Source organism: Aphanizomenon flos-aquae FACHB-1287, assembly GCF_014698755.1.
Taxonomy (GTDB): domain Bacteria; phylum Cyanobacteriota; class Cyanobacteriia; order Cyanobacteriales; family Nostocaceae; genus Dolichospermum; species Dolichospermum flosaquae.
Genome location: NZ_JACJTO010000017.1, coordinates 41591 through 55347 on the forward strand (window position 1 = coordinate 41591; position 13757 = coordinate 55347).

Annotated in this window: 12 protein-coding genes and 1 pseudogene; 2 read left to right on the forward strand and 11 right to left on the reverse strand. The window is 36.4% G+C overall.

Annotated elements, in window-relative coordinates; translation table 11 throughout:
- Positions 1-210 precede the first annotated feature (210 nt).
- The 11 genes from rfbB to H6G44_RS10175 form a co-directional block, all read right to left on the reverse strand.
- A complete protein-coding gene (gene rfbB / locus H6G44_RS10120; RefSeq protein WP_190484312.1) occupies positions 211-1248 on the reverse strand; it encodes a dTDP-glucose 4,6-dehydratase in 1038 nt (345 codons plus the stop codon).
- A gap of 8 nt (positions 1249-1256) precedes the next feature.
- Positions 1257-2264, reverse strand: coding sequence for a glycosyltransferase (locus H6G44_RS10125; RefSeq protein ID WP_190386491.1), 1008 nt, complete (start codon positions 2262-2264; stop codon positions 1257-1259).
- A 100-nt stretch (positions 2265-2364) separates the two neighbouring features.
- Entirely contained in the window at positions 2365-2886 is a 522-nt protein-coding gene (locus H6G44_RS10130; RefSeq protein ID WP_242031710.1) for an FKBP-type peptidyl-prolyl cis-trans isomerase, read from the reverse strand.
- A gap of 78 nt (positions 2887-2964) precedes the next feature.
- Positions 2965-3288, reverse strand: a complete 324-nt coding sequence (locus H6G44_RS10135; protein ID WP_190386490.1) for a phasin family protein — start codon at positions 3286-3288, stop codon at positions 2965-2967.
- Positions 3289-3441: 153 nt separating this feature from the next.
- Positions 3442-3993 carry a methylmalonic aciduria and homocystinuria type D protein gene (locus H6G44_RS10140; RefSeq protein WP_190386489.1) on the reverse strand — a complete coding sequence of 184 codons (552 nt, stop codon included), beginning with the start codon at positions 3991-3993 and terminating at the stop codon, positions 3442-3444.
- A gap of 458 nt (positions 3994-4451) precedes the next feature.
- A complete protein-coding gene (locus H6G44_RS10145; protein WP_190386488.1) occupies positions 4452-5813 on the reverse strand; it encodes a helix-hairpin-helix domain-containing protein in 1362 nt (453 codons plus the stop codon).
- 35 nt (positions 5814-5848) lie between these two features.
- The gene (locus H6G44_RS10150; RefSeq protein ID WP_190386487.1) at positions 5849-6013 is read right to left on the reverse strand and encodes a hypothetical protein; all 165 of its coding nucleotides are present in this window, start codon (positions 6011-6013) and stop codon (positions 5849-5851) included.
- Between the two features lie 400 nt (positions 6014-6413).
- Positions 6414-7334, reverse strand: a complete 921-nt coding sequence (prmA, locus tag H6G44_RS10160) for a 50S ribosomal protein L11 methyltransferase (RefSeq protein ID WP_190386486.1) — start codon at positions 7332-7334, stop codon at positions 6414-6416.
- Between the two features lie 492 nt (positions 7335-7826).
- The gene (gene serA, locus H6G44_RS10165; RefSeq protein ID WP_190386485.1) at positions 7827-9407 is read right to left on the reverse strand and encodes a phosphoglycerate dehydrogenase; all 1581 of its coding nucleotides are present in this window, start codon (positions 9405-9407) and stop codon (positions 7827-7829) included.
- A gap of 185 nt (positions 9408-9592) precedes the next feature.
- Complete coding sequence (gene menD, locus H6G44_RS10170) at positions 9593-11308, reverse strand: 2-succinyl-5-enolpyruvyl-6-hydroxy-3-cyclohexene-1-carboxylic-acid synthase (RefSeq protein ID WP_190386484.1); 1716 nt, start codon at positions 11306-11308, stop codon at positions 9593-9595.
- Between the two features lie 302 nt (positions 11309-11610).
- Positions 11611-11907, reverse strand: coding sequence for a hypothetical protein (locus H6G44_RS10175; RefSeq protein WP_190386483.1), 297 nt, complete (start codon positions 11905-11907; stop codon positions 11611-11613).
- 314 nt (positions 11908-12221) lie between these two features.
- Between H6G44_RS10175 and H6G44_RS20280 the strand changes: the two are divergent.
- Positions 12222-12401: pseudogene (locus H6G44_RS20280) on the forward strand (GTP-binding protein); the annotation flags it as partial.
- 282 nt (positions 12402-12683) lie between these two features.
- Positions 12684-13742, forward strand: a complete 1059-nt coding sequence (locus H6G44_RS10180) for a PstS family phosphate ABC transporter substrate-binding protein (RefSeq protein WP_190386482.1) — start codon at positions 12684-12686, stop codon at positions 13740-13742.
- The last annotated feature ends 15 nt before the right edge of the window (positions 13743-13757 follow it).

The following is a 13757-nucleotide window of genomic DNA, read 5'->3' on the forward strand; positions in this document are numbered from 1 at the left end:
AGCACTTCCCGTTGTTATGAGGTAAATACTTGGCGGGCAAGATGCCCGCACCACATAGAGTTTCATGATTTAATTTTGTACTCATTAAGGTATTAAATTTATACAGCACTTCCCGTTGTTATGAGGTAAATACTTGGCGGGCAAGATGCCCGCACCACATAGAGTTTCATGATTTAATTTTGTACCTCATCAGTGCGGAAAACACTGTAATTAGGAATTTCTTATAGCAAGCAAAGGTTTCCACCAATCATGATTATGGAGATACCATTCTACAGTTAAACGTAACCCTTCAGTAATTGTTACGGATGGTGTCCAAGCAAGTTCTGTTTTTAACTTATTGGCATTAATAGCATATCTTCGATCATGTCCAGGTCTATCCTTGACAAAAGTAATTAATTTTTCTGCTGGATATATTGGTAAATCTGGGACTAATTCATTCATGATTTCACATAAATTTTTTACCAAACTAATATTTTCAACTTCGTTATTACCACCAATATTATAATTTTCTCCTGGTTTTCCTTGATGTATTACTACATCTAAAGCCCGACAGTGATCAATTACATATAGCCAATCTCTGACATTTTTCCCATCACCATAAATAGGTAATTCTTTACCTGTTAAAATGTTAATACATATCAGTGGAATTAGCTTTTCTGGAAATTGAAAAGCACCATAATTATTGGAGCAATTAGTGATAATTGTCGGTAATTTGTAAGTATGATAATAAGCTCGAACTAAATGATCACTTCCGGCTTTTGAGGCTGAATAGGGACTATTAGGACTATAAGCTGTAGTTTCTGAAAATGCTGGTTCATTTGGGGTGAGACTACCATAAACTTCATCTGTAGAAACATGAAGAAATAAATAATTACTAGGTTGTGTTTTTGTGTTCCAATGTTGACGAAAAGCTTCTAAAAGTGTAAAAGTTCCCACTACATTAGTTTGCACAAATGCAGCGGGTTCAGTGATTGAACGATCAACGTGAGATTCGGCAGCAAAATGGGCTATAGTATCTATATTTTCTTCTAAAAGTATTTTATCAACTAAAGAGCGATCGCATATATCCCCTTGCACAAATCGGAAATTCTCTCTGGTTTCAACTGAGGCTAAATTATGGCGATTTCCAGCATAGGTAAGAGCATCTAATACTACTAATCTATCATTGGGATAAGCTTGACACCAATGGTGGACGAAATTCGCACCAATAAACCCAGCACCCCCTGTCACTAATAATCGTCTATTCATGAGATATCCTAATTAAAATGTAAATATTTATTTTTAATTTTAGCAAAGATTCTTTGTATTAACAATTTTGCTAACCGGATTTTTGTAAAATCGGGAATTTTAGTTGAGTAATGATTTTGATGATCAAAGAAATCATTTATTTCTGCTAAAATTAATCCTAATCGGTGAATAATATTCTCGGTTCTATACTCTATTAGGACATTTTCTGATAAGGTCAGTATGGGAGAAGACTCTAGAACTTTCAAAATTCTTTCCACATCATATTCTAAAGCATAACCAGCGATTTTATGACAATTAAATCCTGGATCTAAATAATCTGATAATCCCCCATTAACACTAGAAAAAACTTGACAACCACAAGCTAATGCTTCCATTGGTTGTAAACCAAATCCTTCGCTGACTCCTTGTAATTTCCAGTATTCTGCTGAATCATAAAGGTAAACTTTAGCACGGTTAAATAAAGCTGGTAAATTTTCTACATAACTATCAATAACCAACACTTTACACTTTTTTGCTAATGCTGGAATTAAGGATTTAATTAAATACTCTGAAGACTTCCGCGTTTGCACTAAAACATCAATATCTCGATTTTGATGTAAATTAGTAAATTCTTCGCTAATTTGATTTGGTAGGTAATAAATTGGAGAATGTGGTGATTTTTGTCCCCAATAACCTAAGGTATTTTTGCTAACTGTAATTATAGGAATATTAGCAGGTAAATTAATCTTATAACCTGCACTGTGAGCATGATAAATTAGATGATATTTTTGCAATTTAGATGCTAGTTTGCCAATATCAAATCCCCAACTAATCACAAAGATAATATTATCTAAATCTGATTTTTTTTCTTTTAATAAATCATCTAAAAATAATTTATCTGCTTCCCGTTGACGATAAGTAACTACTTGAGTATCACAAATCTGTTGCGCTAAAGCAACTGTTTTCAACTCTGCCCAAAGACCACCACAAGCAAATTTACCATCTGTTCCTGGGACTAAAAAGTACAGCTTTTTCATGATACTAAATATGTAAATTTTAACTTGATAAATCAGGGCGCTGGGGCTGCACCTTGTGCTAACTAATTTTCCCAATCACCTCATCCCCAATTCCCAATTACTATTTAACGCCTAACAGTTCTACGTCAAAAATTAAAGTAGCATTTGGAGGAATAACCCCACCAGCACCACGGGCACCATAACCTAGTTCTGAGGGAATAATTAGTTGACGACGGCCACCTACTTTCATGGTGATTACTCCTTCGTCCCAACCTTTAATTACTTGTCCTGTAGCAATTTTAAATGTGAAGGGTGTATTGCGATCGCGTGAACTATCAAATTTAGTCCCATCTTGTAATGTCCCGATGTAGTGAACTTCAACGGTTTGTCCAGCTTGGGGAGTTGCACCTGTTCCCTCTATTATTTCAACATATTTTAATCCAGAGGAGGTAGTAACAGCATTTGCTTCAGACATAGTATTGCTCTTTATTGGCGTATTGTTTTCTTGAGTGACAGTGGTGGTTGGTTGTGTTTGGGGCGATTGATTACTTATTGCAGTATTTTTTTGACCGCTAATTTGAGTAAATACTAAAACGCCAACACATACCAGCATTAACACCACGCTGAGAAAAATTCCTTTCAAAATCAACTCTCTCTGTTTTAATTACTGGTGATCAGATTCCTGATGGAACACAAATTAGTTTAAATCAGAAATGACCTTTTAGCGCCACAGTTTATTTTCTAAATCCCGAACTTGACGCTCTAAACGGTCTATTCTCCCCCGTAATTCGTCTACTTCTGACTGACGGGCTACTCCCAAATCCTGCATCATGTTTCGCATTTGTCGCTGCATTTGCTCGTCCCAATTGCCTTGTTCTGACTGCAACTGATTTACAAGATCATCCATGACTGCCTTAGCTTGCTCAGGATTGAGTTTACCATCTTTTACCAGTTCATCACTCACTTCTTTGAGTTTGTCTGCAACTAAAGAAGTTGTGCCAATACCCAACATCATTAGTTGTTGCAACCAATTGTTACTATTCATACTTCTTTCCTCTGATTTGTTGCTAACTAAAAGCTTCGCAATTCTAGCCTACACATTTATTTTGGCAAATTCAGCAATTTGTCAGTTGTTAGTTGTCAGTTGTTAGTTGTCAGTTGTCCGTTGTTATTGTCAATATATTTTTCTTTGTCTTTTTTATACCTCTATCCATCCGTGCATGGGTGCGATCGCTTTTGTTACCAACTCAATTATCTCTGGAGGTGCTTCCGAAAGCATGACACTGGGATAAACAGCAGTTCCCCATTGAGGGTGCACAAGAACATGGCATTTATTTTCAATTGCGGGATACTTAAGTAATGCCTGGGCTACGGCTGTATCATCATGGGGAACTAACCCGGAATGAGATAATAATGGATAACCTGTACGGGGATCTATCAGGTCTGTTAAATATCCGCGATCGCGCAAATTAAATGCTACATCGCAACCAAAACGCATAAATTTTTCCCGTAGTTTTTCTTTTTCTTTTTCAGTTTCGGTGGTCATTTCTTCTAGAGGATATTGTGATTGCTGCAAGATAATCACCACCCACAAAAACTGCTGCTGTTTCCAATCTGGTAAGATCTGTTCGCAATTGGCACAGATATATGGACTGGGAGTATGAATAGAAATCTCTATAGCTTGTCCTGTTTTGCCAATTAAATGAATAGGACAGCTAGGAGCGGAAATACAAGTTTGGGGATAATACACTACATTAATTCGGTTTATGAAAGTTTTTAATTTTATCTTTGCTAAAAATAATAACTCTTAAATCTACAAATAAATCATCTAATTTTGCAAATAATTTAGATGAGGACAATTATTTATTGCTGTATGTAGCTGATGAAAATCGGACATTAATTAGGATTTTCTGCTATTTTAAAGTATTGTGGGGATTTTGTTGGTCATCCTCTCGGTTTTGCAAATTATCCCAGATATATTCCCTGATATTCCTGATATTACTTAAATGTAGTTTGTTCTTAATTATAGATTCATAATAATTGCGTTAGCAAAAGGGAAAATCGGAATTCTAATGAATTAGATTAACGCGCCCAGTCACAGAGAATTTAAATTCATTAATAAATGAATCTGAAGAACAGAACTATAGTAACTCATACTATAATCTCTAACAAAGAAACTGCGGGTCTACCTAGGTAATATATAATAGGTTAACTGCTGGTTAGTTGTTTGATCTTAGCGTGAAATTTGCCATTTTGTAATGCTTGGACTGTTGTTGTCGAATCTTGTACCCAAAACTGTCTTCCAAAGCGGACAATTTCCCGGTAATTTCCAGATTGAACAATACCAATCACAGGTATTCTTGATTTATCTTTATCTCCTGCTTGTGCTTTGAGAATTGTATTTAGACGATGTTGTTCTTCAATGGTCCCTGCTTGTTGTGGACTTAGTTCCACTAAAATCATTTTTACTGTTTCTACAGTTTCAGCATCTTCTAGGATAAATTGAGTTTGATCATCACGACGATCTACTTTACCCCAAATAATCAATCTAGCATCAATTTGAAGTAGGTGACTAATGCGTTCATAGGTTTTTGGAAAAACAACAACTTCCGAGGTAGTAGATAGATCTTCAACTTGCAAAATTGCCATAGAGTCACCTTTTTTGGTGACAACTTTTTTGACATTATTTAACATTATCACTGCACAAAGAATAGAATCATCTTTTTGTTCTCCCAATTGTGCGAGGTTGATGGGTGCAAGGACTGAGGATGATTGTCTAATAGATTTAAGAGGATGATCTGAAAGGTAAAATCCTAATAATTCTTTTTCCATGCGGAGTTTTTCTTGAGGTGGTAAATCATTCACTGGAGGAGCTTTTGGTGCAGATTCAAAACCATGATTTTGAGATTGATTATTATTACCTGCAAATCCACCTCCTAATAGATCAAAGATGTTTCCCTGTCCACTAGCTTTATCTCTAGCACGGGATTGAGCCCACTCATAAACTAATTCGGAATCATGAATTAATTGGTTGCGATTAGGTTGAATTTTATCAAAAGCACCGCAGTTAATTAATGATTCTAAAGTGCGTCGGTTCATAGTACGTAAATCAACACGACTGCAAAAATCCGCGAGTGATTTAAATGGGATTAATTCTCCTGATTCTTCTCTTGCTTCTAAAATAGAAGCGATCGCATTTTGTCCCACATTTCGCACCGCTGAAAATCCGAATAAAATTTTGTCATCTATGGGTGTAAAATCTAAACCAGAGCGATTAACATCAGGTGGATCAATAACAATACCCATATTAGAGCAATTATCAAGATATTTCCGTATTTTGTCAGTATCACCACTGTTAGCAGTTAACAGTGCGGACATATATTCCAATGGATAATTTGCTTTTAAATATGATGTTTGATAGGTGACATAAGCGTAAGCAGTGGAGTGAGATTTATTGAAACAATTGGAAGCGATAAAACCATTTTTAATCACAAAATTATGATCATTTTCTACACCAATATCATAAACATTGGCTTGACCTACATAAGTACGAGAAACTATTTTAACCATATTATTTAGTTTTTCTCAATTTGTTTATTTAGAATTTAATAGTTATTGTCAGCCACACAAATACCTTTACATTTAATACCATTTGTGGCGGTGCGTTGACAATGGGGACATAAAACTTTTTCTGGTTTTGTTTCTTGACTTATTTCCACATTAGTGTTTTCTCGTAAATTGTCTTTTTTGGTTTGGGGTTGTTCGTTCATGAGCATGGAGGAATTTTTGGCTGTTTAAATTTTACAAGTTATTCAGGAGTAATTATTGCTGAGGCACAATCTCCTATCTTGACATGACGGATTTCTCTAACCTAACAGGTTTCTCGCTTGACGACTGGACTGATGGTGGGTTTAATAGTCCAGCCTTGATGAGCTGGGTCATAGACATTTGTTTTTGGATTGTGCAGGGGTGCTGCGACCAGAGCAAACTAAGGGGTTTGTCTTCGTCTTAGAATGCACTTTCGGCGGGCTGATGGAGTGTCGTCAATTGGTCAGAGATTATGAGTTATTACCGGAAATATCAGAGACTTTTATTTACCTTGCCATGATCTGGTCCATCGTGAGACGATTAGCAGAAAATCTTACCCCTCAAAACTTTTCAAACACCCTCTTAACGACGACGGACATTTAAACAACACCATTCTTTTCTTTTCCAAAGAGTAGCAACAATCCAACCATTCTGTTCTAAAGCATCAATAACACCTTTGGATTGTTCTAATAAAATACCACTAAATATACCCCAACTGCTAGATTTAGTAATGGCGGTCATTTCTGGCATTAGTTCAATAATTACATCAGCTAAAATATTGCAAACAATACCATCCACTGGTTGACTAATTATTTTCTTTATCATGTCTACACTACCTTCAAGAGGAACTAAAGAATCTGGACGAATATCATTCAGGTTTCGATTACTAAAAGTGGATCTGACAGCTAAAGGGTCGTTATCAACAGCATAGACTTTACCAGCACCTAGTAATATAGCTCCAATGCCTAGAATACCGGAACCACAACCAATATCAGCAATGATTAACGGTTCTCCTTTTTCTTTCGTAACCGTGAAAGATTGGGGAACTTCAGCAAAGCGCATTTCTAGGGATTCTAAACATAGTTGAGTCGTGGCATGATTACCCGTACCAAAGGCTACACCTGGATCAAGACGAATTACTAACCGATCAGAGGATTGGGGTAGAGGTAACCAAGCGGGATTAATCAGAAAGCGATCGCCTATTTCTTCAGGTTTCCAGTGTTGTTTCCAGCTACTAGACCAGTCTTCTTCGTTGATTAAACCCCAATTTAGGGTTGGTGCGGGGAGTCCTACACAGAGGGCATCTTGACGTAGCCATAGGGATAAGGCAGATAAATCTAGTAAGTCTACTTTAAAGCTCGGTAAATAAGCTTTGACTAAGGAAACATTACCCTTGATTTCTACTGATGTACCACGACAGCCAAATTTTTCTAACCGCCAAAATATAGTATCTTCTAAGTCTGGTTCAGATAAAATATTGAGTTCCCACCAAGTGTTTGTCATATAGTTTTAGATTTTAGATTGGTAACAGATTCAAAACAAATTATGATTTTTTATGATCAGGATAATTTGTATTTATATTAAATATTAAATTAAACTATGATTGTGATGATTATCAAAGATCATTGATCACGATATCCGTTAAGTGAAAAAATCAGCAGTTTTAGTCTTTAAAAGAGAAGCAACAGAAGTGATTTTAACCACCGTGAGAATTAAGCTAGTTTTTAAATGGATATAATCCCAGGAACTAGCAAACCTGTTTAGTCTCCTTGCTCAAGACAGTTAAGATGTTTTACCCGAAGCAATATTATTAACAAGATACAGCAATTCCCGGTGTTATGAGGTACATATCTAGCGGGCAAGATGCCCGCACCACAAGAGTGTTATGATTCAACTCTCCTACAAGCTCAGTGGCTTTAGTCCTGAGTTATTGACCTTTAGTTAAAGACACTTAACGATTTTCATCAAATCAATCACAAAAATCACAGTCTAGAACTAAAGTGTGACGGTATAAGCGTCCCGAATGCCATCTACTTTTTTAATTTCCGTTAAAATTCCATCGGGCAAAGGATCATCAATGCTCAAAGCCATAACAGCATCACCACGAACGATTTTCCGACCTACCTGCATACTAGCAATATTAACATTAAAACTGCCGAGTAGAGAACCAAGTTTACCAATAATACCCGGCATATCGCGGTGAAGGGTAAATAGCATATATTTGTTGGGGGGAACGTTAATGGGAAAACCGTCAACATCTGTTAAGTGAATTTCCCTGTCACCCAACAAAGCCCCTGTAACAGAGTGTGTACCTAAAGTCCCTGTGGCCTCCAGATGTAATGAACCAGCATAATCCCGTGCAGAAGCGTCCCGTGTTTCAATAACTCGAATACCGCGTTCTTTAGCTTCTATAGTGGCGTTGACATAATTCACTCGTTCCCGCAGAGCTTGATAAAGTAGTCCTTTTAGGGCAGCTATCACTAAAGGTTGACTTTTATTAGTTGCCAGGTCTCCTTGTAGTGTAACATTAAGTGTTTCGACTCTACCGCCGGTGAGTTGACCAACTAAATTCCCCAAGGTTTCCGCTAATTCCATGTAGGGCTTGAGTTCTTCTAGGATATCAGGTCCTAGTCCAGGAATATTCACAGCGGAACGGGCAGGTAGTCCTAATAACACATCTCGAATTTGTTCAGCCACGTCTATGGCTACGTTAACCTGAGCCTCAGCGGTAGAAGCACCGAGGTGAGGTGTGAGAATTATACCTTTTTCCAGCGATCGCAATTCGGAGTCGCCCAATGGTTCGGAATCAAATACATCTAACGCAGCCCCAGCAATTACACCATCTCTTATTGCTACAGCTAAAGCCGCTTCATCAATAATACCACCACGGGCGCAGTTAATAATCCTGGTAGTGGGTTTCATTAAGGCCAAAGTTTTAGCGTTGATTAAATTGGCAGTTTCCGCAGTTTTGGGAATGTGCAAAGTGATATAATCAGCTTGCTGGAATAATAAATTTAACTCCACCAATTGACAACCTAGTTGTTCAGCCCTTTCTGTAGAGATAAATGGGTCATAAGCTAGGAGTTTCATTCCCATAGCTTTAGCGACACTAGCAACATGAGAACCAATTTTTCCTAAACCAATAACGCCGAGGGTTTTTTTGTATACTTCCGAACCAACATAACTTTTCCTATCCCATTCACCACGTTTTATAGAAGCGTTAGCATCGGGAATATGACGAGATAAGGATAACATCATGGCTAAAGCGTGTTCAGCAGCAGCGATAGTATTACCCTCTGGGGAATTAACAACAACTATTCCTTTGCGAGTAGCTGTGGCAACATCAACATTATCCACCCCCACACCGGCACGGCCAATAATTTTTAATTTTGTGCCAGCTTCTATAATTTCCTGAGTAACGCGAGTTCCTGAACGTATCATTAGCGCGTCATATTCACCAATGATAGCTTTGAGTTCCTCTGGCTTCAAGCTAGTTTTGACATCAACCGTGGCCACTTGAGAAAGAATATCAATCCCTACCTGATCAATTGGATCGGAGACAAGAACCTTAGACATAATAACTTGATTTTAGTTAACAAATTTTGATCTACAAGAATTTTTAGTTTATACCAATTTTCATGTAAAGCAGCCCAGAATCACGAAATCTATTAAATTAGCACTTGTGCATCTGCGTTTATCTGCGTTTATCTGCGTTTGATTATTCATTTTAACTTCCATAATATCTTGTTAAATTTTGACATTTAAAAATCATAGTTAGCAAACTTTACTAAATTTTCCTTTCTCCAGATTACATCTCTTTTTCTATTTGTCCTTACCTCCAAAACCCTAATTCCTGTTTTTGGTAATTGCTTTAAATAATTTTGCAATTCTTCCCAAGCACTAATTAAATGATATTCTACATTATAAGTAGCGCATAATTGGGAAAAATCAATATTTTGGGGAGTAGCAAAAAACTCTTCAAAAGGTGGATTAAATTGAGAAATAGGTAACATTTCAAAAATTCCTCCCCCATTATTATTAATAAGGATAATTGTCAGATGTCCGCTAAATTTATTACTGATTAAAAATCCATTGGTATCATGTAATAAAGATAAATCTCCTGTTAACATTACACTACTTTGCTGATGATGTGCTATTCCTAAAGCAGTAGAAAGTGTACCATCAATACCATTTGCACCCCGATTAAAATAAGGTTTAATTCTTAAATTATTGGGTTTCCAGAAAAATTCTACATCTCTTACTGGCATACTATTAGCAATAAAAATTGGTGTTTCTGGTGGCAGAATTTGGGAAATTAACCAAGGGACTTTACTCTCAATTAATTCATTTAGATTTGTAAAATAATCATCAATATTTGTTCTAACTTGTTTTTCGACTTTACACCATTTTTGTAAATATTTATTTTCTTCTAAATTTTTAAATTTTAAATTTTCAAGTTCTGTTATTGATATTCTTAAATGTGTAGTTTTTCCATGTATTGGATCTAAATTTTGATCACATTTATCAATAAGCCAACGTTGAGGATTAGTAATAATTAACCAATTACGTAATTCTTTACTTGTGGGCATTTCTCCAATTTGAATTACTATTTCTGGGGTTAATTCTTTGGCAAGTTGCTGATTTCTGAGAATAAGATCATAGGTAGAAATTAAATAGGGATTTAAATTTGCATAATTTCTGACAGGAGAAAGTCCTTCAGCTAAAACAGGCCATTGAAGAGTTTGACAAAGATTAGCGATCGCTCTACAATACTGATCAGGGTTTTGTCCTTGAGCTACACCAGCAATAATAATGCCTTTTTGGTAATTGGTAATTGGTAATTGGTAATTGGTAATTGGTAACGGGGTGGAAACTATACCCCCAAAAAAATCTTCCACATCTAAAGTAAAATCTGTACCATCGGGAATGGGCGCGAGAGGGTCACGAAAGGGTATATTTAGATGTACTGCGCCAGAATTGGGAAATTGACAACATTCCCAAGCGTGAATTACCGTTTGTCTGAGATAACTTAACATTCCCATATCTAGGGAGGGTGTAGCTAATTCCGTTTGCCAATTGGGATAATTACCGTATAATTTTACTTGGTCAATAGTTTGGCCAGAATGACAATTTCGCAATTCTGCTGGTCTGTCGGTGGTTAATATTAATAAAGGTACGCGACTTTCCCTAGCTTCAATTACCGCTGGATAAAAATTTGCTCCCGCAGTTCCAGAAGTACAAACTAATACCACAGGTTTTCCCGTTGCTTTTGCTTGTCCCAAAGCAAAAAAAGCCGCTGAACGTTCATCTAAAATGGGAATAACTTCAATAACGGGTATTTGTTGGACAAAAGCCACAGTTAAGGGTGTAGAACGAGAACCAGGACAAATGACAGCACAATTTAAACCCAAGCGTTTGAGGGTTTCGGTGAATACATAGGACCAAATTTGATTAAGATTATTAAAAGTAAGCTGCATTGACGAGAGATTATGGACTGTATTCATTTAACAGGAATTCGTGCCAATCTTGCTGTAACAACAATTTTTAACACTAACCTACTTATCAGAACAAAATCGGTACAGATAAAGTATTCATCTGTACAGCAAATTATTTAATAAAATCCGCCAATGAGAATAGATATTTGAGTATATGATATACAGCACCAATACCATTCTAGAATAAAGACCCACTCACCGCTCCATAAGTCTTAGTACCAGTATAAGAGCCACTGCCCTGATTAGCAATATCCCCTCAGTCCGTAGATTAGAGCGGTCAGTTCCTAAGAACCATTTACCCACAAGTTTCTCCATTTGGATACACTGCTACCCGTATACAGATTACCTAAACTAGTCCGGGTAGTTCCTCCTCCTGTCCACCACTGATTTACAGCATTCCCATTAACCACATAGTCCGAGAGAACCCGAGCATAATCTTGCATGGTAAAGAGAGTTGCATTACTAACAATAGTCCGTAAATCAGTCAACTCATTGGCATCAATTACTGCACTATCTTTAGCGTTACGGAATAGAGAAGAACTATCCAGCGGATTTTTTTCTATTGTAAAATTGTCAAACATCACGTAAGCTCTAATACGATCATTTACATTTTACACATAAAGCTTATACTTTATCATCTTAATCTAACAGAATTTTTACCTTTATTCTATACTCTTTATGCCTTACAAACAGGGACTACAGTCGTTATTTATTCTGCCTGCAAGTGCTAGATTTATTAAATTGCTAGAAAAGATGTCTATGTGTTTACTGTTTGTTTCATACTTACGACTATAAATGGTCTGGATACAATTTTCTAATTACTTAACAAAAATTAAACTAAAAAATCCTCAGAGAATTTGGAGAAAACTATGTAATTAATTTTGTCTGATTACTTATTGGACAAGTCACTAAAGCTTATTTAGCAAATGGTGCAAATTGGGGACCAGATGGACCAAAAGCAGTAGTTGGTCAAATCCTCTCAACTTTAGATGAGACTTCGATTTTAAACCGAATTAAAGATGAATTGCTGATTAAAGTTAGACTCAGAAAAAAAATATATAGCAATCCTAAATGATACGTGAGAGTTCAACAAGGCTCAAATGCTTATAAAACAAGGATTTTTGTCTGCGTATTTTCTCACGATTGGGGTAGTATTGCTATAGTTATACCGGACTTAACCTGTATTACCCACTCCTCATACTTAATTTTTTGTGAGTATGGGTAACTAGTGCTACTTTTCTTTAACAATACATCAATTTTTCTTGTTAATTTTTATATCTGATGGTAGAGTAAGTATTGACATATCAAGATTTACATAGGAACAATAGTCTGCCCACTAATTATACAGGTGAAATCAGTGAATAAAAAAGCAAAAAAATTAGTCCTAACCCTCGGAATATTAGTATTAACAACCAGTTGTAAAACTGCTTCAAATTTTGCCGATAATATTCAGAAACCAACTGAGGCGACAAAAGTTACTAACTCTACCAATGACACACTCATAAAAGTAGATGGTTCTAGTACCGTATACCCCATTACCCAGGCTGTAGTCAAAGCATATCAAGCCGACCACAAAAATAATAATCAAGTCAAAGTCAGTATTTCCGGTACTAGCGGTGGTTTTGAAAAATTTTGTCAAGGCCAAATAGACATCAATAATGCTTCGCGGCCAATTAACCAGTCGGAGATGGCAGATTGTAAAAAAAATGGCATAAGCTATATGGAATTACCCATAGCTTTTGATGCCTTAACTATCGCTGTTAACCTCCAGAACACCTGGGCAAATGATATCACAATAGCTGAATTAAAAAAAATCTGGAAACCCAGTGCTGAAGGAAAAATTACAAAATGGAATCAAATACGCGCTTCTTGGCCAGACCGTCCAATCAAATTATACGGCGCTGGTGATAAGTCTGGGACTTTTGACTATTTTACCGAAGCAATTGTTGGTAAAGCCAGATCCAGTCGCAAAGATTACATAGCTACTGAAGATGATGAAGTTTTAGTGGCAGGTATCAGTAAAGATCCCGAAGCTTTAGGGTACTTTGGTTATGCTTACTACGCAGAAAACAGAGATAAGTTAAAAGTCGTAGCAGTTAATAGTGGCAAAGGTGCTATTTTACCATCACCAGAAACAGTAGAAAAAGCTAAATATCAACCACTTTCTCGACCTTTATTTATATATGTCAATCTTTGGTCTAGTAAAAATAAAACTGTGGTTTATAACTTTGCCGATTTCTACATTAAAAACGCCGCAAAAACAGCTAATTCTGTGGGCTATGTTCCTTTATCAGAGGAAGCTTACAAACTTGATTATGTTCACTTGTACAAAGGTAAAGTCGGAACAGTATTTGGTGGTAAATCAGAATTTAACCTCACCCTTGGGCAATTATTACGCAAACAAAAGCAATTTTAAGGATTAATAAAAATC